Origin of the sequence: Draconibacterium halophilum, from assembly GCF_010448835.1 — a bacterium.
Lineage (GTDB): Bacteria > Bacteroidota > Bacteroidia > Bacteroidales > Prolixibacteraceae > Draconibacterium > Draconibacterium halophilum.
In genome coordinates this window covers 2,667,129-2,690,849 of the sequence record NZ_CP048409.1, presented here as the reverse complement: position 1 = coordinate 2,690,849, position 23,721 = coordinate 2,667,129, and the positions used below count along the sequence as shown (strand labels likewise).

Genomic DNA, 23,721 nt, shown 5'->3' with positions numbered 1-23,721 from the left:
AAAAAACTTTTTAGATTTGTTTGAAAATAACCCAATATGCGAATTATTTTAATTTGCGTAATAGTATTTACTAATTGCTATTACCTAAATGCTCAATACAAAATTGGAGCCAGCAACAATTATCCTCCGTTTAATTATATCGATGACAATGGCGAATTGGTAGGATTTAACATTGACATGGTAAAGGCTATTAACAAGCTTTACAATAACCAGATTGAAATATCCGGAACAAATTGGCAAACCGTTAATAAAATGCTGGAAGAAGACCTGATAGACGGCATTGCCGGAGCACATTATCCGGGCTATCCCGACAATAAGCATCTATACACCAGATCGGTAATCAATACCTCACATTGTTTCTTTTACAACAGCAACTTTCACAATAAAATTACTATAGAAATGCTGCGAACGATGAAAGAACCTGTTGTTGCTTTATGGAACAATGAAGTTCTTGTTCGGTATATGCTTAGTATTAATCCATCAACAAAATTTGTTTATGCCAATAACTACAACAGTCTAATACAGCTTCTCGACGATGATAATACAACATGTGCTATTGCTCAGCGAATAGGAGGAAAGTATGATGTAATTCAACATGAAAAGGAATACATAAAAACCACGAATCATCGCATATTGGAACGCAACATGGGTTTTATGTTGTCGGCCAATTCAGTTGAGCTTGCTGCAATGATTAATAATGCAACCGAAGTATTGCTTTCAAATGGAGAATACCAGCGAATTTACGACAAATGGCTTGCAGCGTACGATAAGGAAAGCAACCAATTAAGTGATTACTGGCGATACATTATCTTTCTTAGTGCCATTGTCATCACTATTATTCTTTTACTTATTGTGATTAACCGAATACTTCAGTCCAGAGTTCAAAAGAAAACCAAAGACCTTCAACATCAACTCCACCTGAATTCAGAAATGCTGGAAGAGCTTTCGCGGCAAAAAAACAAAGCAGAACAAAGTGACAGAATGAAATCGGCCTTTCTGGCAAATATGAGCCACGAAATACGAACTCCGATGAATGGTATACTTGGCTTTGCAGAATTACTAAAAACGCAGGAATTTTCAGAAGAAGAAGACCTTCAATTTATAAGCATTATTCAGCAAAGTGGCGACAGAATGCTTAGCACTATAAATAATATTATTGACATATCGAAGATTGAATCGGGAAATGAAGAGGCACAGATCAGAAGAGTAGATATCTCCCAAATTATATGCGATCTTGGCGACTTTTTCATGGCTGAAACAAAAGAAAAAGGTATCGAGCTCATCATTGAGGCAGATACAAACGAAGCAACTTCTAACTTTTATAGCGATAAATACAAGCTAACATCAATATTAACAAACCTGATTAAAAATGCCATTAAATTTACCCACGAGGGTCATGTGAAAATTGTATACGCGCTAAGTGGCGACAATTTAAAAATTACAGTTAGTGACACCGGCATCGGGATTGCCCCCGAAAAGCAAAAAGAAATATTTGATTACTTTGTTCAGGCAAATCACTCGCATTCAAGTGGATACGAAGGATCCGGTCTTGGGCTATCAATTACGCGTGGTTATGTAAAATTACTAAATGGCGAGATTAGTGTTTCTTCTACGCCCTTAAAAGGCACCTCATTTACCTTTGTATTACCCAATCTAAAAACGGAAAACACGAAAGAGGAATTAACAGTAAAAGAAAATACGGCAGAACAACTTGAAGATAATAGCAATAACAATTTAAATATTATCATAGCTGAAGACGATGAAATATCTTACAATTTCCTATGCCATATACTTTCCGATGTATCAAACAGTTTGAAGAGGGCTAAAAATGGCACTGAAGTGGCTCAACTTGTTCAGGATAATCCGGATACAGACGTTGTATTAATGGATATAAAACTACCTGAGATTAATGGATTTGAAGCGACGAAAAGGATAAGGACATTTAACAAGGATGTTTACATTATTGCACAAACTGCTTACGCACAGGAAAAATATAAACAAGAAGCAATCGCTGCAGGATGTAATGATTTTATCGTGAAACCTATTGATAAGAACCAACTTAAAAAGATTCTTTCAAACCTGAAACAACTGGTCTGAAATGAATTTCCTATTTTTTATTGTGAGCAATTTACACAGGTTCGCGCTTGCGGCATGATAAGAACCCGGCCTAACGGTATTGGTTTTTTACACTTTACACAAAGGCCAAAATCATCGTCATCCACTTTCGACACTGCAAATTTTAAGTTCTCCAGTTTGTCTTTTGCTTTTCGTAAAGCTGCTTCAGTAACACTTTTGTTATTAATGGCATCCATTCTGGATATCCTTCCAATGGCATTTTCCGGCTCAATAGGCTTCGTAAGCTCCGTGTATTCCTGAATAAGCTTTTGGGTTTTTTCAATTTCAGAATTAATTTGAGCTTTTATTTCGACCTTATTGAGTTTTTCCATGGCAACAAATTTCTTTTATGAAAACAGCGAATCGACAAATTCGCGACGGCGAAAGATCTGTAAATGTTCCATTTTCTCGCCAATTCCAATGTATTTTACCGGAATTTTAAACTGGTCGGAAATACCGATTACTACGCCCCCCTTGGCTGTTCCGTCAAGTTTGGTTAACGCCAGTGCTGTAACTTCGGTAGCTTTTGTAAACTGTTTTGCCTGCTCAAATGCATTTTGCCCGGTAGAACCGTCAAGAATAAGCAAAACTTCATCAGGTGCACCGGGAACGATCTTCTGCATCACCTTTTTAATCTTGCTCAATTCGTTCATTAAATTAACTTTATTATGCAGTCGTCCGGCAGTATCAATAATTACCACATCGGCGTTACTGGCTTTTGCCGACGCCAAAGTATCGTAAGCAACCGATGCCGGGTCGGATCCCATCTTTTGTTTTACAATCGGAACATCTACCCTTTCGGCCCAAACCTCAAGTTGCTCAATTGCTGCTGCCCTAAAAGTATCGGCAGCTCCCAGTACAACCGACTTTCCGGCTTGTTTAAAGTTGTAGGCCAATTTCCCGATAGTAGTGGTTTTACCTACTCCATTCACACCAACAACCATAATTACATAAGGCTCGTCTTTTTTCGGAAGATCAAAGTCTGAAACATCAGTGGTGTTATTCTCCTCCAATAAATCAGAGATTTCTTCTTTAAGCATGTTATTCAACTCACTAACCCCCATGTATTTATCGCGGGAAACTCGTTCTTCTATACGCTCAATAATTTTAAGCGTCGTATCTACACCAACGTCCGATGTGATAAGAATCTCTTCCAGGTTATCTAAAACTTCTTCGTCGACTTTTGATTTTCCGGCTACTGCCCGACTAAGTTTCTTAAAAACGCTCTCTTTGGTTTTCGACAATCCCTCATCAAGATTCTCTTTCTTCTTTCTGCTAAAACTTCCGAATATGGCCATATAAATATGATTTGCAGGTCCTAAAATAGCACAAAATTTGGTTACAATATATAAGTGGTATAAAAAATACCAAATCGTTCATACAAACAAAAAAAGCTTCCATTTTATATGAAAGCTTTTCCTGTTATACATTTATATTTTCTTATTTTTTAAAATAAGTTTTTACTTCGTCGTTTGGCACCATTTCTTCTTTAAAAGCGTATGCTCCGGTTTTATCAGACTTAGTCATTTTGATTACCTTGGCATAACCTTTACCGGCACCTTTTTGTAGTGATGCTACTGCTTTCTTTGCCATATCTTAATTATTTAATTTCTTTATGTACTGTTACTTTCTTCAGAACAGGATTGAATTTTTTCAATTCCATACGTTCCGGAGTATTTTTTCTGTTTTTTGTAGTAATATACCTTGAAGTACCTGGCACACCACTATCTTTATGCTCTGTGCATTCTAATATCACCTGCACTCTGTTACCTTTTTTTGCCATAGCTTAAGATGTTTTAAAATTTATCAATAAAACCTTTTCCCTGTGCCTCGGCTAAAGCAATTTTAATGCCTTTCTTGTTAATGGTACGCATACCGGCAGCAGATACTGTTAGTTGCACCCAACGATCTTCGTGGGGCATATAAAATTTCTTTTTAAACAGGTTTACATTGAACTTTCTTTTTGTTCTTCTTTTCGAGTGAGAAACATTGTTCCCCACCATTGCTTTCTTACCTGTTATTTGACAAACTCGTGACATTTCTTTATAATTTCTTGATGTTCAAAATAAACACATTACTAAAAACGGAGTGCAAAGAAAATACTTTTTTGGAAAATTATCAAGGGGTTGAGGATGTTTTTACAAAAACAATTAACATTTAATTGTTAATTTCTCTATTCTAAACCTATTCCCACCTCCAATGGCCACAAATATATTTAAAATAATAGAACAAAACCACTTTCACTAATTATTAGTGCTCTTTAAGATATTGAATAGTATTTTAAAAACGAAACATTTGCCGGCTTAAGTCTTTAAGTTCGAAGATAGGGATAAAGCCAGATTTCCATTACGAAAATTCATTTTGAACGAATGAATATGGACTTTCGTGTTTGCAGATTTAAATTTAAGAAAAAAGTAGCTCCAAAAAATGGTAAAGTTTTAACTATATAGCTGCAAAACGATTCAAGAATATACCTATCAGTAGGTATTTTCATTGCGAGCGTAAGACCTTAATTTTGATTAAAATAGAATCTATTCTTACTATTAGTTAACAACAAAAACGATAAATATTTATTACATTTGAATAGAGCATATTGCAAATATCAAAACCTTCAGTAACCTTACCGTGAAAAATAGCACCTTTATATTTCTATTTCTATACATAACACATGTAATTGCACAGCCAAATGAAATTGACAGTTTACTCCTATTACTTGATTCTGAACAGAACAAATACGAAGCAGCAACTATAAACCTGCAATTAGCCAAACTACACGAAAGGATTGATTTTGAAAAAGGGAAAAGATTCGCAAAAAACGCCCTTATCACTGATAGCGACTCACTTATGGCAGAAGCCAGCAATCAATTAGGACGACTATACTTTTACACTGCACAATTGGATTCGGCTGAACTGTACTTTGAAAGAGCAAAAAAATATTTAACAAAAATACACGACGAAAAGCGAGTAGCTATAATCAATATTGGAATTGGGGCGATTCAACTTAGACAAGGAGATTACAACAAAACCATTAGAACATTGACTGAAAGTGTTAGCTATTTTGAAAAAACCGGAGATGATTTAAATACCGCTAAATGTTACAGCAATATGTCGGCAGCTTTTGCCGAATTAGGTGATTACACCAGCGCCATTGAATACAACGAAAAAGCTCTTCAAATTTTCAAACAACAAAAGCTGAAACAATTTCAAGTAATTACACTGCCCAACCTGGCTGCCCAGCACTTAAAAAATGGAGATACATTAAAAGCTATAAATTATGGCCTCGATGCCGAAAAACTAGCCCTTTCGATGGGTAATAAACGTTCGCTATCAATAATTTACAACAACCTGGGAAGCGCTTACCTGGACATTGACGAGGAAAAAGCAAAAGATTATCTTCAAAAAACAATTGCCCTGAAGAAAGAACTAAATTTAAAAAACGGAACGGAAATAGCCCTGGGCAATTTAGGTTACCTGTATTTAAAGAAGAAAGACTACAAAACGGCACTTGAATACTACAAATTAGTTGAGCCGCAAGTAAACGGGAAACAGCTTGTTTTTACATACAACCAGTTGCAAAAATGCTACAACGGGTTAAGACAATACCAAACGGCACTCTATTATTCCGAAAAATCAAGGATTTTAAACGACAGCATTTTAAACTCCGAAAACCAAAAAGTATTTACTGAAATAAAAACCAAATACGAAACAGAAAAAAAAGAAAAAGAGATTCTGGAATTGCAATCAAAAAATCTGGAAGTTGACAACAAACGAATTCAAAACCAGAATTTACTCTTTGCGTCGTTGGTTATTTTACTGCTGACCTATTTGTTGGTTTATTTTTTCACAAAACGTGCACGCCAGAAACAAAAAATTGCACAAAATAAACTACTCAACAAGTTAAAAAATCAGGAATTAAATGGTATCGATGCTATTATTGAAGCTCAGGAAAAAGAACGATCAAGAATTGCCGATGATTTGCACGACAATTTGGGAAGTAGAATTGCAACAATTAAGATGTATATCAACGAGCTTGACACCTCACCGGAGAAGGAAAAAACAGAACTTATCGAGAAACTTAAAACAATCTCAGAAAAAACCTATGGAGAAGTTCGTAAAATAGCTCACAACAAATATTCAGGCACGTTAATCAGCCAGGGACTCATTCCGGCCATGGTTGTTATTGCCAACCAGCTTTCAAGCACAAAACAGCTAAATATAAAGGTGGTAAACATTAATGTTAAACAACGAATAAAAAATAGCATCGAAATTCAGGTATTTCGAATTATACAAGAGTTACTTACCAACATTATAAAACATGCTAAAGCCAGCGAGGCAATTATTCAGTTTTCGGAAGACGACAATATCTTGAATGTAATGATTGAAGATAACGGGAAAGGCTTTGAAACCAAACAAACCAACTTTGGATTTGGGCTTACTAATATTGAGAAAAGAATTGATATTTTAAATGGCAATTTGGTCATCGATTCATCTGAACACAATGGTACAACCGTAATTTTAACTATTCCCTTATGAACATTCGAATTATAATAGCAGATGATCACCAACTTTTTATTGACGGAATAAAATCAATTCTGGCCAACGAACTGGATATTTCTATAATTGCTGAAGCATCAAACGGATTAGAACTTATTAACCTATTAGACTCAGGAAAACACCCCGACATTATTATTACCGACATACGAATGCCAGTTATGGATGGTATTTCAGCAACAAAAATAATTTCAAAAAACCACCCCAAAATACCAATTTTGGCGCTAACTATGTTTGATCAGAATGCCGATGTGTACGAGATGTTGGAAGCAGGAGCCAAAGGTTACATTACAAAAGAGGTGGATAGAAAAGAGCTTACACAAGCCATCCATGCCATTGTATCGGGCAAAAATTATTTCAGCAAAAACCTCCCTGTAAATTATGCTGCCTGGGTTAAAGCAAAATTAACCGAGAATATCATAGAATTAACCCGCCGCGAAAAGGAAATTCTTCAACTTATTATAAAAGGAAGAACCACGCTGGAGATTGCTCAGGAATTAAAACTCAGCAAATTTACCATCGACACACACCGGAAAAACATACATAAAAAAGTAGGCACAAAAAGTAATATGGGCTTGGTCAACTATGCCCTAAAAAATCTTGGGCAAAGCCTGTAACCTCTTCCCTCTTTTATTTTTTTAATCACTAATGTCCGGTTAAATAATCCTAATATGAATAGATTATTCGCTTCATTTTATTTCGCTCTGAATGACAGGTCTTTTCAGTTGCAGGGGTTCACCACCAATGCCTTGTCATTTCGAGCGAAGCGAGAAATCTGTATAATGTTTACCGGACATCACTGTTTTTTATTTATACCTACAAGTAGGTATTTTCTCTCTAATTCAGCTGACATAACTTTGTTATACAAGTAATAAAAACACTAAAAATCAGCTGATTTATGATCTCCACATCATATTTCCCTGCATTCACTCTCTATCAATAGAAATTTTCTGTTAGATAATAATTATGGCTATCAACGAAAGGACTAATTATTTACAATAAAAAGCAATCTCCATAGCTTCATCAATATTAAAAGACTATCAGCTCAAATAACAATAAAAAACCAAAGCGTCATGAAAAAACTTTTACTTCTCTCAACATTTCTTTTCATTCTGGTAAATGTATCGCGGGCAACTTACACGTTAACAAGCAGCGATGTAACAATAAGTAACGGTGTTATTACCAGTTGCTCTCTACCAGCGGGTATTAATGCCATTATAATTCCTGAAACCATAGATGGACAAACCGTTACCGGCATTGCAAATAGATCCGGGTACAATCAAGGTGTGTTTTACAATAAGAATCTTATGGCTGTCACCCTTCCATCAACAATAGAGTTTATTGGCAATTTTGCATTTTGCGTAAACAATATAAGTCTACTCGATTTAACAAATTGCACTTCCTTAAAATCGATAGGGGAAGGTGCCTTTTACAACAATGCCTTGCCAAGTGTTAATTTTAGTCCGTGTACGGCTTTAGAAACCATTGGAGAAGCAGCCTTTGAGTTTAATGCTCTGGTAACCGTTGATTTCACCAATTGTACTTCGCTAAAATCTATTGGCAGGTTGGCATTTTCTGGTGCCAATCAAGGATTTCCGCATTACAATCAAGTTAATGTATTAATTTTCACAGGCTGCACATCTTTAACAACCATAAGTGGCTATGCGTTTTACAGCAATAATATGAGTAGCGCTTCTATATTAACTCCCTGTACTGCACTTAGCACTATTGGAGAAATGGCTTTTGCCGATCAGAATTTTGGGTTCTATCTTCCAACCGTAGTAGGGTTTGAAAAATATGGATGGTACGACGGAAATGGGAACACATACAATGGAGGCGATTTGGTTACCGACACAGAAACCTCCTATTACGCCCCTACCCGCCATACATTAACCGATGCCGATGTTTATATTACCGATGGGATTATTACCTACTGTTTTTACGACTATAAATCAAAAGAAATTATAATACCCGATGAACTTAAAGGCGAAACCGTTACAGGTATTGGCGATGGAATCTTTAAAGACGAAGGCATTACAGCCGTATTTTTCCCTCCTACATTAAAAATGATTGGCAATTCGGCATTTTCCGATAATTCGATTGAAACAATAGATCTCGACACCTGCACAAGCCTTACATTTATCGGATTGGGAGCATTTTCGGGCAATGTTGCCAACAGCTTTAAACTACCAACGGTAGTTGGTTTCGAAAGCGACAAATGGGTAGACCAAAACGATACCGAATACGACCACGGAGCTACAATAACCGACCTAACTGCCACATACCGGCTACCTGCGCCTTATACGCTTACCAGTGCCGATGTAGAGGTAGTTGAAGGTGTTCTTACCACTTGTTCGTATGGCTTCCAATCGAAAGAAATAATTATACCCCGCTACCTTGATGGGCAATATGTTAAAGAAATTGGCAATGCAGTATTTAATGATAAAGGAATAATAGCCGTTGAGCTACCAACAACTCTTGAAAAAATAGGTGAATGGGCTTTTGCCCAAAACAACTTGGCTGCTATTGATTTAAGCGTTTGTAACGAATTAAGATATATTGCAAAAGATGCTTTTAGATCGAATGGTTTTACCAGTTTTAATTTACCTGTTGTTAATCGTCTGGAACCTCTTGGATGGTATGTTGGATATCGCACAGTACCGGGTGGTTCAGAGGTTACGGTACAAGACAATATTTATTACAACATGTATGTTCCGGTTTATGTACTTACCGATGCCGATGTTGTGGTTACTAATAATGTAATAGTTAGCTGTTCAAGTGTTGGTGGTAGCCGTGCTATTCTTATCCCGTCTGAATTAGACAATCAAACCGTAAAGGAAATTGGTAATGCAATAGATTACGAAGGGGTATTCGAAAATAAAACGCTTGATTATGTTTCTCTACCAACATCAATAGAAAAAATTGGAACAGAAGCTTTTGAAGATAATTACATAAAAAAATTAAGCCTTGAGGATTGTAATAATCTAACCCATATTCGCAATGATGCTTTTTATGGGAACCAAATAAGCACACTTAATCTTACCAATTGTGTTGCTTTAAGCCATATCGAAGATGATGCTTTTTACGACAATGCTATTACAAGTAATCTTGACCTTTCAGACTGCCCACAACTTACCACAATAGGTGATAATGCTTTTGCTTATAGCAGTATTCCAAGCATCGATTTTTCAAATTGTTCGCTATTGGAATATATTGGAGAATATGCATTTGAAGAAAATTCAATCAGTTCACTCGATTTAACAAATTGTAATAAACTCATTTTTATAGGCAGCGATGCCTTTTCTTCCAATAGTCTTACCAACTTCCAATTGCCAGTGATTACCGGATACGAAAATGAAAAGTGGAGAGACAATAACGGAAATACATTTGCCGGCAACGAAATTGTTTCTGATTTTAGCACCTTTTATAGCTTCCCAAAATATTACACCATAACTGATGACGACGTGGTTGTTGAAAATAGCACAATAACAAGTTGTTCGTACAACTTTGCGTCAAAAGACATCATAATCCCAAATACGCTTGATGGCCAAACGATTAAAGGTATAGCTGATTATGAACGTGAAGAAATATTTAATCGTAAGGATCTTTTTTCTATTCAGCTTCCGACTACAATTGAATATTTAGGAAAATATTCTTTTAACAACAATAGGATTACAAACCTAAATTTAGATGATTGCAATACACTAATCTTTATCGGAAGTTCTGCTTTTGCCTCAAACAATCTTACCGGATTTAAACTGCCCGTTTACACGGCAAACGATACCATTAAATGGATTGATGAAAATGGCACGGAATATTCAGGCGGCGATTCAACAAATAATCTTTACCTTTCCTATCGTCTGACAGTGCCATACACTCTTACCGACGAAGATGTAGTGGTTGAAAATAATGCTATCGTTAGCTGCTCCTATAATTTTGCGTCAAAAGACATAATAATTCCCAATACTCTTGATGGCCAAACTGTAACAGAAATCGCTTCTCAAACCGAAGGGATATTTGAAGAAAAAGGGCTTACTTCAGTTGAGCTTCCAACCACTATTGAATTAATAGGAAAAAGGGCTTTTAAAAATAATAGCATCAATAGTATTAATATTGCCGAATGCAGTGCACTTGTATCAGTTGGAGAAGAAGCTTTTAATGAAAACAATTTAGCCAATCTAGATCTTTCAAACTGTAATAATCTTACTAAAATTGAGTATGGTGCCTTTAAAAGTAATAAAATCGAAAATATTGATCTCGAAAATTGCTCATTACTTGATACGATTGAATCTTATGCATTTCAATCAAATAACATTTCAAATTTAGATTTATCCGGGTGTCCGAACATTAAATTTATTGGATTCTCCGCATTTCAATATAATTCTATTCAATCATTGAACCTAACAAATTGCTCTTCACTTACAACAATAGATAACAGTTCGTTTGCATATAATTCCATATCATATCTGGATTTAACCTCATGTACAGCACTTGAATCAATTGGCGACTATGCATTCAGGAATAGTTCTTTTTCCAATCCTGATTTATCTAAATGTACCTCCCTCGTTTACATTGGTCGATATGCTTTTTATAAATCAGGAGGAAATACGTTTACGCTTCCAACGCCCAATATCCCCAATAAAGTATTCGATTATTGGGAAGATAACAATGGCATTCAATATGCAGGAAATACACAGGTTTCTGACATAACGCTAACATACACCGCCGTACTATTCGAAGGGAATAAGGTTACTTTTACGATTACTGATGGCGCAAACCCGGTTGCAAATGCACTTGTAAGCCTTGATGGATACGACGATAAAATTTCTGATAATGAAGGAATTGCCTCTTTTGCAGTAACACCTTCCGATTCGATCTTCTATGCTATATCTGCCACAAATTACATGACAGTAAGCGATAGCGTTTGGTCAAACGATTCAATTAATTCTGAACAAGTTACGCTGCAATTCTGCGCCGATAGTGTTACAATTAATGAAGAAATTTGTGGAAATGAAACAATTAATATTGGAGACTCAACATATGCAGAATCGGGAACCTATATAACTACACTCACCAACGTGGCCGGATGCGACAGTATTGTAACACTTTTCCTGAACGTTCTTCCTGCACATACAGTTGAATTAAATGAAGTTATTGGCATGGGTGAAGAAATTATCGTTGGCAACACGGCCTATTCTACCAGCGGAATGTATGTAAATACATTAACCAACCAGTTTAATTGCGACAGCACAATTACGCTTAATTTAACTGTTGATAGTATTGCTCCCTCTGCTGTTTGCCAAACAACTACAATTTATCTTGACGAAACAGGAAGTGCCACGTTAACAGCCGATTTAATCGACGGAGGTAGCAGCGACAACCTGAATGAATTGGTTTTTGAAGTTTCACGCAATTCTTTTACATGTTCTGATATTGGAACAAACAATGTACAGCTGATTGTTACCGACAATGTTAATTTAAGCGATACATGCACAGCAGTTGTTACCGTTGAAGACACCATCGCTCCTGAAGCTGTTTGTAAAAATATTGATGTTTGGTTAGATGATTCCGGGGCGGCTCAGGTTTCGCCAAACGATATAAATAACGGCAGTACCGATAATTGTGGAAATCCTATCATGAATTTAAACAATACAGATTTTACATGCGATGATATTGGAACTAATTTGGTACTATTAACCGTTACCGATTCATCTAACAACTCTGCAACATGTTCTGCAAACATTACAGTTCTCGATACCATTTCGCCAACAGCCATTTGTAAAGACATTGATGTTTATTTAGATGCAAATGGCACAGCCACAATTACAGCAGACAGCATTAACAACGGTAGTTTTGCAAACTGCGAAGAGATTTCCAAAAGTATAAACACCAATGAGTTTAACTGCAGTAAGCTGGGTACAAATACAGTTATTTTAACCCTTGAAGCCAACAACCAAAAAACAGCAAGCTGCACATCAATGGTAACGGTAATCGACACGCTTTCTCCAATCGTAAGTGCTCAAAACTTAACCATTTATATCGACACAAGCGAATGCCTGAATACAATTTCTGTTTCTGATATTAAAATGAGTAGTTCAGACAACTGCAGTATCGTTGATGAAACAATTACAAAATCAAGTTTTACCTGCGCCGACACAGGCACTGTACAAACTGTTGAACTTTGGGTTACCGATTCAAGTGGAAATATTGGGAAAGCCATTTCCTCGGTTACTATTAAGGCCTTAACAGACACCATTCCTCCCACTGTTTTGTGTCAGCCAACCACTATTTATTTAGACGAAACAGGCTCAGCCACTTTGATGCCAAGTTATATTGACGGGGGAGTACCGACAACCTATCGGAGGTACATTTAATAGCATCGGCTACCACTTTTAATTGCAGTAACATTGGAGATAACATAGTAGTACTAACCGCCAGTGATGATACTGGCAATAAAGATTCGTGCCAAACAACTGTAACTGTTGCCGATACCATTTCGCCAAAAGCCATTTGCAAAGACATTGATGTTTACCTTGACGAGAACGGAACGGTTTCCATAACCGAAGATGAAATTGATAATGGAAGTTTTGACAATTGTATTTCTATTTCCAAAACAATTGATACTGAAAATTTTACATGCGATAATTTAGGGCAAAATACAGTAACACTAACCGTTTCTGACTCCAGTAAGAATACAGCGCAGTGTACTTCCACGGTAACAATATCCGATACTCTCGCCCCTCAGGTACAAGGCCAGGATATAACAATTTATGTAAATTCAGAAGAATGTAACACAAGCCTTTCGGTTGATGATATAAAAACAAGTAGCAGCGATAATTGCGGTATTGTTTCTGAAGTTCTTTCAAAAACAGAGTTTACCTGTTCTGATACATCTACCACCCAAAATGTTGTACTAACCATAACGGATGCATCGGGAAATACTGACAGCACAATTTCGAAAGTTACGGTTGAAGCCCTGTATTGCAATTATTCACTATCGAAAGCCAACGAAAGCTTTACATCCAATAAACAGAATAGTTCTTTTAATGTAATTGCAGCAATGGGTTGTAACTGGACTGCTGTAGCCAGCTGCAACTGGGTAACAATCACATCTGGAAATTCAGGCTCAGGAAACGGTTCGGTTCAGTTTTCACTACAATCAAATAATTCGATATACGAACGAAATTGCACAATAACAGTTGAGGATAAAACATTTACAATAACACAACTTGGAGAGAACTGCAGTTACTCTCTAAGTCCTTCAGAAATGAAATTTACTTCGGATGGAGGAAATAGCACCTTCGATGTAAATACAATTTACGATTGCGAATGGACAACTAGCGTATCGTGCAATTGGGTAAATATAAATGCCGGTAATTCGGGATCGGGATCGGGCACCGTTTCTTATTCCGTTGAGGCCAACACCTCTGACAGTGAAAGAACATGTACATTAACTGTTGAAGGAAAGACATTTACTATTGTACAAAGTGCTTACATTCCGCCACTGAGTAGCGAAGCTGACATAGTGAGTTTTGAGCTGCCGGGACAAGCTGCACCAACTGAAATAGGCGATTCAACAATTGTGATAACAATGCCATATAACACCGATAAAACGGCACTCATCCCTACAATCGAAATTTCAGAAAATGCTTCAATTTCACCCTTATCGGGAATTGCCACAGATTTTACTGAGCCTGTAGAATATTTACTAACTGCAGAAGACGAAATAACCACAAAAACATGGACCGTTAGCGTATACAACCTACCTATGATAAACAGCAGCGACTCGCTTATAGTAAACGAATTATCAGGCTTATTTGAAGAACTTAATTTACCTGATGACAGTTTGGCAAAATACATTTCAATTATTGAAGATCATATTGTGAGCCTCAATTTATCGGGACTAAACCTTGATGGAAACTTTCCTCAAATAGTATCGCAACTAAATTCCCTGCGTTATCTCGATCTCTCAAACAATAACCTTTCAGGACTTCTACCTGATATTTTTGCAATTATTGATGAGGGATTAAAAGATGCTTTGCTCGAAAACAAACTGGTTTTGGACTACCTTAACATTTCAAATAATAGATTTGTATTTAGCGATCTCGAAGCAGTTTGGGAAAACCTGTTGCACATACCGGAATTTATTTACGCACCACAAGCAATAGTTGGAACAGCCATTGATACAACAATCGAAAAAGGTGAAAATTATACGATGCTGATTGAAGGTTATATTCCAGGTAAATTCGACCAATACCAATGGTACAAGGACGCAACTCCAATATCTGGAGCAATATCTGAAACGTTTACTCTAGATGTTACTGAATATACCGATGAAGGGAATTACAATTGTAGAATTACAAATTCTCTTATTACCGAACTTATCCTTGAAACTAAGACGATATCGCTTTCTTTTTCAACTCCGGTTGGTATCGAAAATTTAGAGTTGTATGAACTAAAAATATATCCGAATCCTGCCAGAGATAAAGTATTTATTGAAACGGGAAAAGATAATCCGGTGCTACTAAAAATAGTGGATATTGATGGAAAACAAATGAGGCAAATAAAAGAATTTACAACGGGTGAGATAGACATTAGTGGGTTTGCCAAAGGGATTTACATTATTCGAATTAGTGACCAGAACTTTCTTACGACTAAACAGCTAATTGTTCAATAGCACATCTCTTAAAATAAAAAAACCGGGATAACTCCCGGTTTTTTTATTTGTATATCGCAAAATATTATAAACTTTGTTCACATGCATCTAATACCTTTTTGGCATTTGCATGATTTGGATCAAGCTCCAGAGCTTTTTTCAGTAATGGAATAGCTTGTTCGAAGCTTTTCTTTCCCTTTGCTACTGCATTTTTATATTGGTCATCCAAAGTCGTATAACTTCCGGAATTAACCTCCTCTGTTGCTTGCTTAATTGTAGCAGCTCCTTCTTGATATTTTTCATATCCTTGAGAAAAATAAACTTTTGCAAGGTTTTCTAATAACCCGGTTTTATTTTCCGCACTAATATTTACGCCATCAACAGAAGACTTTCCTTCAGCTACCAAAGCCTCCGCAGCCTTTTTTAAGGAAGCATCTTTATATTTTTCAGCTTTTGCATACCCAAAATCATTTTGCGAAATTGCAAAGAAATTGGCTGCGTCAACAAATTCTTCTCCTTTATAGCTTTTAATTCCTTCGTTATAAAACATTTTTCCTGCCTGTTCCTCAATACCTGCTTCAGGATAATCAGCGATAGCAGCTTTATAAAGCTCTATTGCTTTATCATACTCTTTGTTATCCAAAGCATCTGATGCTTTACTCTTTGCAACAGCTGGTCGCAACTGATTAAGAACACCATTAATATTTTCTTCATTCTGTCCGTGATCAGGAATCGCCAGTACAGATTCAAATAGTTCAATGGCCTTTTCAAAATTTTTGTTTTGTACGGCTGTATTTGCTTCGTTCATTAATTCACTAGGAGATTGATCCTGAGCAAATGTCATTACAGAAATAAAAACCGCTACTACTAACAATACTACTCTTTTCATTTTTCAACTACTTTTAATATTTTATAACTCAATTTAATTTTCGCTTGAATTTCGTCGATGAGCCCAAAAATAGTAATAATGAATTAAAAACCTAAAATACACCAATTAAGAGTATCGACACTTTACTCTTCTTTATATACAAATACAATACCATTTAAAATGACAATACAGTATTTAGCTGCTTACGGGTTAAGTAAATCAGGATTCCAGAAATTCAGAATATTTTTAATTATGTGAAGATTATTTGTGGCTTCGGCATTCTGAGGATCTATTTCCAACACCCGGTTAAAAGCATTAATTGCTTTTCCCCAATTCTGGTATTTTTGTTCGATTTTTCCTTGAAGCAAAAAATAATCTGCAGTATTTTGTTCTTCAAGATTTTCGAAAAGACTTCTGGCTTGTTCGGCCTTTTCAGATTTTAACAAATCGTCAATTACTTCCAGGTTATTTTTGGTCTCCATATTTTCAAGTTATTAAAATCACTTATTCATTAAGGCAAAGATAGAACTCGCCTGATTTCAGCAATCATCGTACGTTTCAAAAACTTTGTAATACTCGTTTCATTCCTATTTCTCTCCCCTTGTTACAGAAATAACACCTTTTACCTTTTTTAGTTTATGAATAAGAAATTCAAGGTGATCGAGATTATAAACCGATATCTGCAATATTCCTTCAAAATTGCCTTTATCGCTTGAAATATTTATCGATCGCATTTGAGTGCCTATATCTTTTGAAATGATATGCGTAATTTCAGAAACGATACCAACTTCGTCGGTTCCGGAAATATGCAGCGATGTTAAAAACGAACTACTACTGGTATTATCTTTCCATACTGTTTTGATGATACGGTACGGAAAGCGCGCTCTCATTTGTGGTGCATTCGGACAATTGGCACGATGAATTTTTATTCCATCGTTAATGGTAACAAACCCAAAAATCCGGTCGCCAAAAACAGGATTACAGCATTTGGAAAGCTTGTAGTTTACATTTTTCAGATTATTGTCAATGATTAGAAAATCGTCGCCACCATCGTACGTCAGGTTTTTAGCCTCACTGGTTGGCAACAGTTCTTCAACAGCTTTTTTAGTTGAATCTTCTTCTTCTTTTTCAAGAAACAGCGATTTTACTTCCAGCGTATCAATTTTACCAATTGCTATTTCATAGTAAAAATCAACGGCAAGTTTAAATCCAAAGTGTTTCAGAATTTTTCTTATCGCATCGTCATTTAAATCCAGTTTCCAGTTTTTAAATTTGCGTAATAACATCTCCCTCCCATCGATTGCCTGGCGGTTTCTATCTTCGTTTAAACTCGCCTTAACCCGGTTTTTAGCTTTTGATGTTACTACAAAATCGAGCCAGTCCAACTTGGGTTTCTGGTTATTCGAAGTATCAATTTCAATTTGATCACCGTTTTTAAGCTGGTGTTTTAAAGTAACCTTTTTACCATTTATTTTTCCGCCAACACAAGTATCGCCAATACGCGAGTGAATTTCATAAGCAAAATCCAACACGGTTGATCCCAATGGCATTTTCTTCAAATCTCCTTTTGGCGTGAAAATAAATATTTCATCACTGTAAATATCCGTATTAAAGTGATCGATAAAATCAACCGCATTTAATCCGGGATTTTCAAGAATATCGCGAATTCCGGCCAACCACGAATCAAAACCCGATTCTTTGCCTCCTTTATATTTCCAGTGTGCAGCTAATCCTTTTTCGGCAACCTCGTCCATTCGTTTGGTACGGATCTGAATTTCAACCCATTTTTTATGTGGCCCCATTACCGTTGTATGCAGCGACTCGTAACCATTTGATTTTGGAATCGTAATCCAATCGCGCAATCGGTTCGGGTTGGTTTGATACTCTTCGGTAACAAACGAATAGGCTGTCCAGCAGTCGGCTTTTTCATTTTCAGGTTCCGAATCGAGAATTACCCGAATAGCAAACAGGTCCATCACCTCGTCGAAAGAAACATTTTTTTTACGCATTTTGGTATTTATCGACGAAATAGATTTCGTACGTGCTTTCATCGAAAATTTCAACCCGCGCTGCTGTAATTTTTTCTCAATGGGCTTAACAAACTCGGCTACAAAACTGGCTCGTTCACGTTCCGTTTCTTTCAAACGGTTTACTACGTAATGATACTCGTCAGGCTTTTGAATTTTTAGACATATATCCTGCATCTCGGAGGTTATATTGTATAAACCAAGCCTGTGTGCCAGTGGAGCGTATAAATATTGTGTTTCGTGGGCCAGTTTTTGCTGATTCGCCTCATTGTATACTTCCAGGTTGCGCATAACCTGCAAACGGTCGGCAATTTTCACCAGAATAACACGAACATCGCCAGCCATTGCAAGCATTAGTTTTCTGTAATTTTCCGAATGAAGATCAATGGTATCGGTTCCCAACGCATTAATCTTGGCCATGCCTTCCAGAATTAAACTGATGTGCGTACCAAATTTCTCACCAATTTCTTTTTCGGTTACCTTTTCTTTTAAGCCGGCATACATAACATTGTGCAACAACCCGGTAATTACAGAGTCGGGCTCAAGACCAATCTCCATTGCAATTATAGAGGCTACTTCAATGGAATGGCTCAAAATTACTTCGCCGTGAGAAAAACGGGTTTCCCCAAGTACTTGTTTGGTAAAATCAAATGCATTCTCTAGTTTTAGAAAAGAAGCGTCATCCCAGGTTAACTGGCAAAATTCCTTTAAGTGATCATACCTGGTATATATTTGTTCTCTGGGTTCCATGGTGTAAAAATAAAAAAGGCTGCTCTTTTAGCAGCCTTTTAATCCTTTATAGTGATTTTATTTCTATTCAGCTGCAGCAGTAGTATCAACAAAAGAACGATTACGCATTTCACGATCCAGCATAAAAATACCATTACCCTGCCCATCAATAAGCTTCAAGGTATCAAGTATTTCAGTAACGTTGGCTTCTTCTTCAACTTGCTCATCAACAAACCAACGCAAAAAACTTTGTGTTGCATGGTCTCTTTCTTCAACGGCAATATCAACCAAGTCGTTAATTAAACTGGTAACGTGTTGTTCGTGTTCCAATGTTTTTTCATACACATCAATTACACCATCCCAGGTCGTTGGCATTTGAGCAATTGCTTTTAATTCAACTTTGCCACTTCTTTCCACAATATAATCGAAAAATTTATTGGCATGCGTCAACTCTTCCTGATACTGAACGTACATCCAGTTTGCAAAACCAGGCAGCCCTTTATCGTTAAAATAGGCTGACATTGAGAGGTATAATAATGACGAATATTGTTCCGCGTTAATTTGCTCGTTTAACGCATTTAGCATTTTTTCTTTCAACATGATTTACTTGTTTTTATTTGTTTGGGTTAAAAATAGCGAAAAGCAGACAGATAATAAAAAAGAAAGACCCATTTTTGGATCTTTCTTAACGAATTAAAAACTGATTGTTGTAAGAGAAAATTTAGATAATTATTCCATTTGTTTCATTTTTCAATGAATTACGATTCTACAAAGAACATTTATTAAATATCATTTCGAAAATTAGCTACAGCTGATTTTACTCGTTATTATCATCCGTTTTAAACGACCAGGTTGGGCTGTTGGCCACTTTATCGCCTTCGTATTTGGCAACCACATACCAATAGTAAGTTGTGGAATAATTAAGTCCGTCGACAATCACTTCGGAAGCCGTAAGGTTTTCGCCGGCAATTTTCTGAACTGTAGAACCTGATTCAAAATAATAGACTGTATAATCCAGTTCTTTACTTCTGTTTTGCTGATCCACGTTCCACTGAAAGGTAAACGATGTTTGCTGATCGATAGCGCCGTTACCGGGAACCGGATCGTAAATACTTACCCATCCCACATCCTTATCATCTTTCAGCATAAAAAAAGTAAGGGCAGTTGATTCACTTTCATATACAGCCACACTTACACTTCCGCTCAGGAAGTCCTTTTTACGGGCTGTTACAGCAACTTCGCCTTCTTTTACTTTATTAAATTCAAACACACCCTCTGCATTTGTTAAGGTTGTAGAGCTGGCAGGACTGGTTGAGACTAGCACCCCTTCGAGAGGGGTATAATCTTCGCCATCGAGGACAACGCCGCTTACGCTTCCAAACTTTTCAATATCAATTTTTTCTTCTTCGCACCCCACAAAAATGAGCAAAAGAAAAATTGCCGGTATCCATAATTTTGTTTTCATCTATGTTGATTTTTTTCTTTTTTTAAAAATACATCCGTAATCCCAAATCAAATCCCCAGAAACTGTCGTTAAACGTTCCCGACATCGATCCGTCGAACGAATCGGAAAGAAACTGATTAAAAAACGCGCCTCCTGTAACACCAAAACGGCGGGTAAACAGGTATTCCATTCCACCCCCAAAGGAGAGAAAAGGAATGAGTTCTTTGTCTGACACACCAATTGTTCCGCCAAAATCGTACAGCGTACCAATTCCTGTTTTCAGATAGGGCGAATATTTATCGCGGGTATTGGCCAGGAACATTAAATTGAGATGACCACTGTACTCCATTGATCCGTAAATATTGTTTACATGAATTACCGATGGACCAAAACCGGCTTCCAGGAAAAACGATTTATTGAGTCCCACTCCAAAATTGAGTGAGCCACCCGGCCGGGGACTACTTTTTGAATAATCGCCGTTGTACATTTGCACCGCACCGGAAACAGACATATAGTGATTGTCGCGGTACTCTTTTTCGTAATGTCGGCCCATTAAATCCTCTTCCAGGTTATCCTCTTTTTCCTTTAAGTACGCTTCAAAAACCTGAGAATTCTGTTGAGCAGTATCTTTTAACGCCCAAAGATTGTCGATTACACCTTCGATAATTAAACTTTGTATGCCTTTTTCAATGGCTTCGGTAACGGCCATTTCAGTAGGCTCGTTGTAGGTAAATCCGGTTTCGGCTTCCAACAAGCGTTTAAATTTTACATAGCGGAATACGCCCATCGACACTTCCTGCGAAAGGATGGACTTGGTAGTATAAACTGTTTTCAGCACTTTCCCGTTACTGGTTGAAACCGCACGCAGGTATATACTTACCCGGTCTTCGCGGTATTGTGCTGAGGCATCGGCGCCAAAGTAACGCACTCCTGCCCCGCCGGTAAATACATTTGATTCATAGGAAACAATTCCGCCCTCGATAAGCACACCGGCAAAAAGCAGCGGCGGAAGCAGCATGTTTCCTCCTCCTTCGTACTGCTCGCGACTTGAGCGGATAATTTTTCGTTCGTTCAGCAGGTTGCTGATGTTTTCACGTTCGATGGGTATAAACCACCCCGATTCCTCGAGTGCCCGCATCAGGATATTTGTGGCGCCCTGTGTAACTGCTGTGGACCAGCTGGCACCGGTTTCTGAAGGTTTATACTGGCCGGTCTGGTCGCGGAATTTGTACACCGCTACAACAATCTGTTCCTGCGGTTCCGGTAAATCGAGTAATTCCTTTTTCATGCGTGTTTCAGGCCCAAGTTCGGCTTCGCGAGAAGTGCCCAAGGGTTGGTGAAATACAGGACTGCATGATCCAACTACCAAAATCAACAAAAAAAACACAACACTCCTGAAATTCATTTTTTTCAGCATCGTAATTAAATTTTTCGTTGGTTAAAAATAGGGAACCGAAACAGTGGTAGTGGCACCGTTGGTATTATCTACAATAGTAACATTGATGCCCCCGTCATTACTTCCGACATCAATCTGGTAATCTCCCAGAACATAGATACCTTCCTCCAGGGCATTTTCACCAAACTGGCGGGTAATTATTTCTCGGGAAAGCTGACTGAGAATCTGACGATTCAAGTCATCGGCAAAATCTTCCAGCGGATCACGATCCCAATAACTGGCTCTGTCATCTTCCATTTCAGGCGCCTTATAAGTATCCTGCGCCTGGGCCGAACTTAGCATCCAACTGTAGTTGTAAGGATTTCCGCCAAAAGCCGGGTTTTTGGGTTGATAAACAAAATCCTGTGCTTTAGAATGTATCGAAAACAGTAGAAATGTTCCAAATAATATTATTAAAAATTTGTTCATAATGTGTGGTTTAAAGCCCCTCCTAGCCTCTCCGCCGACTGGCGGAAGGAAAACATCCCCTTTCAGGGGATTATAAGGCCGTGTTTATAAATTCCTCGTTTTTAATCAATAATGCAAAAAAAATGAACGCTTCTTCTGCCCCCTCCTGACCCCCACATGGGAGGGAAACCATCCCCTTTGGGGGATTACAGGGGGCTTCCTTAAAATATCCCGTTTCCCGACTGGTCTTCTCCTTCAAGCTGGCGCATGATCTCCTCGTAATTGGCCAGGTAAAGCTGGGTTTGCGCCACTGCCTGTTGGGCAACCTGCTCAACATAAGAAGTTCGTGGCATTAGGTAAGACTGGAAAACCAGGGTTTCATTTATCTTTACTTCAATTAATGTGGTGCGCAGCCTGAATGGTTTCTCTTCAATAAATATTGAATAGTTTTTTGTATCAGGCGGTGCCTGCCACTGGTTATAAAAAAAATCGTAAAAATCTCTTCCGCTTTTCGTCTTTGTCTGGTCGAAAAGCAAGCCATCAATTTCAATATCAGCATCTTCGCTTTCCTGCTCTGTTTCAGTTTGTGCTGTAACTTCCTCGATCAGCTTTTGCAGGCTGGGCGGTGCTTCTTTTGGTTGTATTGAATTCATTAAAAGGGTATCCGTTTGAAGGTTACCCCGCTGCAGCAATGTGTCCTGCTGCGCGCTGCCGGTTAGGGCGATGGTGAGTAAAAACAATATGACTGGCAATTGCTTCATCATGCTATTTTTTAGCAGGAAATCCTGTAAAATTTGTGGTGGTGTGTATCTGAACATCCATTCCGCCACTCCATCCATTGTACTGATGCACAATTACAGGTTTTGAATAAGGTTCCATTAAAGCCGAAACAGAAAATCCGATTCCTTCCTGTTTTACTGAAATCATATCGGGTTCGGCACCAGCTCCGTTCCATGGACCTTTTACAGCCAAATTTATGGAGTTATTCATTCCTTCCTGGTATAATTGCGCTTCACGCACATTGAGAGTAGAATTTTCAATCAGACTGTTTATTTCGTTTCCGCTGCCCAACTGGGTAACGGTTTGAATGATGTTGTGACCTACCGACCAGATGTTGGCGATGTTACCCACATTCTCCTCAGGGACGCGTCCTCCATTGGCGTATTCAAAATTTTCATTTGCCTGGAGCAACGTTGTTTGCAAACCGGTTCCGGTTTGTTCAATGTATGCTTGCTGGTTACCATCGCGCTGAATGGCATTAAGCGAATTTTGCAATACGCCCTGTTGCTCTTGCACCGTTTTTATGGTATTGGAAAAACCGCTCTGGTTAATCATTGCCTGGTTGGGATACAACAGTTCGTTTTCAACCTCCACCTGTCCGCTTTTCAATTCTTTCACATCTTCCGATGCATCTTTTTGAGCTGAGACGCTAAAAGCTGCCAGAACAAAAACGGATAAAAATATAAGGTATCGTTTCATTGCGTTATA

General features: G+C 37.6%; 19 protein-coding genes and 1 pseudogene. 6 read left to right on the top strand and 14 right to left on the bottom strand.

Going from position 1 to position 23,721, the window contains the following annotated elements; all coding sequences use genetic code 11:
* Nucleotides 1–36 precede the first annotated feature (36 nt).
* Nucleotides 37–2,097, top strand: a complete 2,061-nt coding sequence (locus G0Q07_RS10760) for an ATP-binding protein (protein ID WP_163346094.1) — start codon at nt 37–39, stop codon at nt 2,095–2,097.
* A gap of 17 nt (nt 2,098–2,114) precedes the next feature.
* Here the strand turns inward: G0Q07_RS10760 and G0Q07_RS10755 are convergent, their stop codons facing one another.
* The 5 genes from G0Q07_RS10755 to rpmB all read right to left on the bottom strand — a co-directional run bounded on the left by G0Q07_RS10755 (nt 2,115) and on the right by rpmB (nt 4,154).
* The gene (locus G0Q07_RS10755) at nt 2,115–2,447 is read right to left on the bottom strand and encodes a TraR/DksA family transcriptional regulator (RefSeq protein ID WP_163346093.1); all 333 of its coding nucleotides are present in this window, start codon (nt 2,445–2,447) and stop codon (nt 2,115–2,117) included.
* 15 nt (nt 2,448–2,462) lie between these two features.
* The gene (gene ftsY / locus G0Q07_RS10750; protein WP_163346092.1) at nt 2,463–3,413 is read right to left on the bottom strand and encodes a signal recognition particle-docking protein FtsY; all 951 of its coding nucleotides are present in this window, start codon (nt 3,411–3,413) and stop codon (nt 2,463–2,465) included.
* Nucleotides 3,414–3,555: 142 nt separating this feature from the next.
* On the bottom strand, nt 3,556–3,708 hold the full coding sequence (locus G0Q07_RS10745) for a DUF4295 domain-containing protein (RefSeq protein WP_163346091.1): 153 nt from the start codon (nt 3,706–3,708) through the stop codon (nt 3,556–3,558).
* 7 nt (nt 3,709–3,715) lie between these two features.
* Nucleotides 3,716–3,898 carry a 50S ribosomal protein L33 gene (gene rpmG / locus G0Q07_RS10740; protein ID WP_163346090.1) on the bottom strand — a complete coding sequence of 61 codons (183 nt, stop codon included), beginning with the start codon at nt 3,896–3,898 and terminating at the stop codon, nt 3,716–3,718.
* A 13-nt stretch (nt 3,899–3,911) separates the two neighbouring features.
* The gene (rpmB, locus tag G0Q07_RS10735) at nt 3,912–4,154 is read right to left on the bottom strand and encodes a 50S ribosomal protein L28 (protein ID WP_163346089.1); all 243 of its coding nucleotides are present in this window, start codon (nt 4,152–4,154) and stop codon (nt 3,912–3,914) included.
* 586 nt (nt 4,155–4,740) lie between these two features.
* Here rpmB and G0Q07_RS10730 point away from each other — a divergent pair.
* From G0Q07_RS10730 to G0Q07_RS10715, 5 genes and pseudogenes are all read left to right on the top strand, one after another.
* The gene (locus G0Q07_RS10730) at nt 4,741–6,648 is read left to right on the top strand and encodes an ATP-binding protein (protein ID WP_163346088.1); all 1,908 of its coding nucleotides are present in this window, start codon (nt 4,741–4,743) and stop codon (nt 6,646–6,648) included.
* Nucleotides 6,645–7,283 (top strand): response regulator transcription factor, encoded by a 639-nt coding sequence (locus G0Q07_RS10725; RefSeq protein WP_163346087.1) that lies wholly within the window; start codon nt 6,645–6,647, stop codon nt 7,281–7,283. Before G0Q07_RS10730 ends, G0Q07_RS10725 begins: the two co-directional genes overlap by 4 nt.
* A 456-nt stretch (nt 7,284–7,739) precedes the next feature.
* Entirely contained in the window at nt 7,740–13,040 is a 5,301-nt protein-coding gene (locus G0Q07_RS10720; protein WP_163346086.1) for a leucine-rich repeat protein, read from the top strand.
* Nucleotides 13,041–13,726: 686 nt separating this feature from the next.
* Nucleotides 13,727–13,882, top strand: a pseudogene (locus G0Q07_RS21290) (hypothetical protein); the annotation flags it as partial.
* Between the two features lie 51 nt (nt 13,883–13,933).
* Complete coding sequence (locus tag G0Q07_RS10715; RefSeq protein WP_246222880.1) at nt 13,934–15,343, top strand: T9SS type A sorting domain-containing protein; 1,410 nt, start codon at nt 13,934–13,936, stop codon at nt 15,341–15,343.
* A gap of 64 nt (nt 15,344–15,407) precedes the next feature.
* Here the strand turns inward: G0Q07_RS10715 and G0Q07_RS10710 are convergent, their stop codons facing one another.
* The 9 genes from G0Q07_RS10710 to G0Q07_RS10670 form a co-directional block, all read right to left on the bottom strand.
* Nucleotides 15,408–16,211, bottom strand: a complete 804-nt coding sequence (locus G0Q07_RS10710) for a tetratricopeptide repeat protein (RefSeq protein ID WP_163348935.1) — start codon at nt 16,209–16,211, stop codon at nt 15,408–15,410.
* A 182-nt stretch (nt 16,212–16,393) separates the two neighbouring features.
* Entirely contained in the window at nt 16,394–16,672 is a 279-nt protein-coding gene (locus tag G0Q07_RS10705; protein WP_163346084.1) for a hypothetical protein, read from the bottom strand.
* A gap of 105 nt (nt 16,673–16,777) precedes the next feature.
* The gene (locus tag G0Q07_RS10700; RefSeq protein WP_163346083.1) at nt 16,778–18,967 is read right to left on the bottom strand and encodes a RelA/SpoT family protein; all 2,190 of its coding nucleotides are present in this window, start codon (nt 18,965–18,967) and stop codon (nt 16,778–16,780) included.
* 63 nt (nt 18,968–19,030) lie between these two features.
* Nucleotides 19,031–19,546, bottom strand: coding sequence for a ferritin (locus G0Q07_RS10695; RefSeq protein WP_163346082.1), 516 nt, complete (start codon nt 19,544–19,546; stop codon nt 19,031–19,033).
* A gap of 217 nt (nt 19,547–19,763) precedes the next feature.
* Complete coding sequence (locus G0Q07_RS10690) at nt 19,764–20,411, bottom strand: carboxypeptidase regulatory-like domain-containing protein (protein ID WP_163346081.1); 648 nt, start codon at nt 20,409–20,411, stop codon at nt 19,764–19,766.
* A gap of 22 nt (nt 20,412–20,433) precedes the next feature.
* Entirely contained in the window at nt 20,434–21,807 is a 1,374-nt protein-coding gene (locus G0Q07_RS10685) for a CsgG/HfaB family protein (RefSeq protein ID WP_163346080.1), read from the bottom strand.
* A gap of 21 nt (nt 21,808–21,828) precedes the next feature.
* Nucleotides 21,829–22,254 (bottom strand): curli production assembly/transport component CsgF, encoded by a 426-nt coding sequence (locus tag G0Q07_RS10680; RefSeq protein ID WP_163346079.1) that lies wholly within the window; start codon nt 22,252–22,254, stop codon nt 21,829–21,831.
* Nucleotides 22,255–22,454: 200 nt separating this feature from the next.
* Nucleotides 22,455–22,997, bottom strand: coding sequence for a CsgE family curli-type amyloid fiber assembly protein (locus G0Q07_RS10675; RefSeq protein ID WP_163346078.1), 543 nt, complete (start codon nt 22,995–22,997; stop codon nt 22,455–22,457).
* Nucleotide 22,998: 1 nt separating this feature from the next.
* Entirely contained in the window at nt 22,999–23,712 is a 714-nt protein-coding gene (locus G0Q07_RS10670) for a hypothetical protein (protein WP_163346077.1), read from the bottom strand.
* Between the last annotated feature and the right edge of the window lie 9 nt (nt 23,713–23,721).

Coding starts and splice junctions, on each gene's coding strand:
- G0Q07_RS10755 (WP_163346093.1), bottom strand. CDS start 2,447: ATGGAAAAACTCAATAAGGTCGAAATAAAAGCTCAAATTAATTCTGAA.
- G0Q07_RS10710 (WP_163348935.1), bottom strand. CDS start 16,211: ATGAAAAGAGTAGTATTGTTAGTAGTAGCGGTTTTTATTTCTGTAATG.
- G0Q07_RS10720 (WP_163346086.1), top strand. CDS start 7,740: ATGAAAAAACTTTTACTTCTCTCAACATTTCTTTTCATTCTGGTAAAT.
- rpmG (WP_163346090.1), bottom strand. CDS start 3,898: ATGGCAAAAAAAGGTAACAGAGTGCAGGTGATATTAGAATGCACAGAG.
- G0Q07_RS10715 (WP_246222880.1), top strand. CDS start 13,934: ATGAAATTTACTTCGGATGGAGGAAATAGCACCTTCGATGTAAATACA.
- G0Q07_RS10700 (WP_163346083.1), bottom strand. CDS start 18,967: ATGGAACCCAGAGAACAAATATATACCAGGTATGATCACTTAAAGGAA.
- G0Q07_RS10690 (WP_163346081.1), bottom strand. CDS start 20,411: ATGAAAACAAAATTATGGATACCGGCAATTTTTCTTTTGCTCATTTTT.
- G0Q07_RS10685 (WP_163346080.1), bottom strand. CDS start 21,807: ATGCTGAAAAAAATGAATTTCAGGAGTGTTGTGTTTTTTTTGTTGATT.
- G0Q07_RS10675 (WP_163346078.1), bottom strand. CDS start 22,997: ATGATGAAGCAATTGCCAGTCATATTGTTTTTACTCACCATCGCCCTA.
- G0Q07_RS10670 (WP_163346077.1), bottom strand. CDS start 23,712: ATGAAACGATACCTTATATTTTTATCCGTTTTTGTTCTGGCAGCTTTT.
- G0Q07_RS10705 (WP_163346084.1), bottom strand. CDS start 16,672: ATGGAGACCAAAAATAACCTGGAAGTAATTGACGATTTGTTAAAATCT.
- G0Q07_RS10680 (WP_163346079.1), bottom strand. CDS start 22,254: ATGAACAAATTTTTAATAATATTATTTGGAACATTTCTACTGTTTTCG.
- G0Q07_RS10695 (WP_163346082.1), bottom strand. CDS start 19,546: ATGTTGAAAGAAAAAATGCTAAATGCGTTAAACGAGCAAATTAACGCG.
- G0Q07_RS10725 (WP_163346087.1), top strand. CDS start 6,645: ATGAACATTCGAATTATAATAGCAGATGATCACCAACTTTTTATTGAC.
- G0Q07_RS10745 (WP_163346091.1), bottom strand. CDS start 3,708: ATGGCAAAGAAAGCAGTAGCATCACTACAAAAAGGTGCCGGTAAAGGT.
- G0Q07_RS10760 (WP_163346094.1), top strand. CDS start 37: ATGCGAATTATTTTAATTTGCGTAATAGTATTTACTAATTGCTATTAC.
- rpmB (WP_163346089.1), bottom strand. CDS start 4,154: ATGTCACGAGTTTGTCAAATAACAGGTAAGAAAGCAATGGTGGGGAAC.
- ftsY (WP_163346092.1), bottom strand. CDS start 3,413: ATGGCCATATTCGGAAGTTTTAGCAGAAAGAAGAAAGAGAATCTTGAT.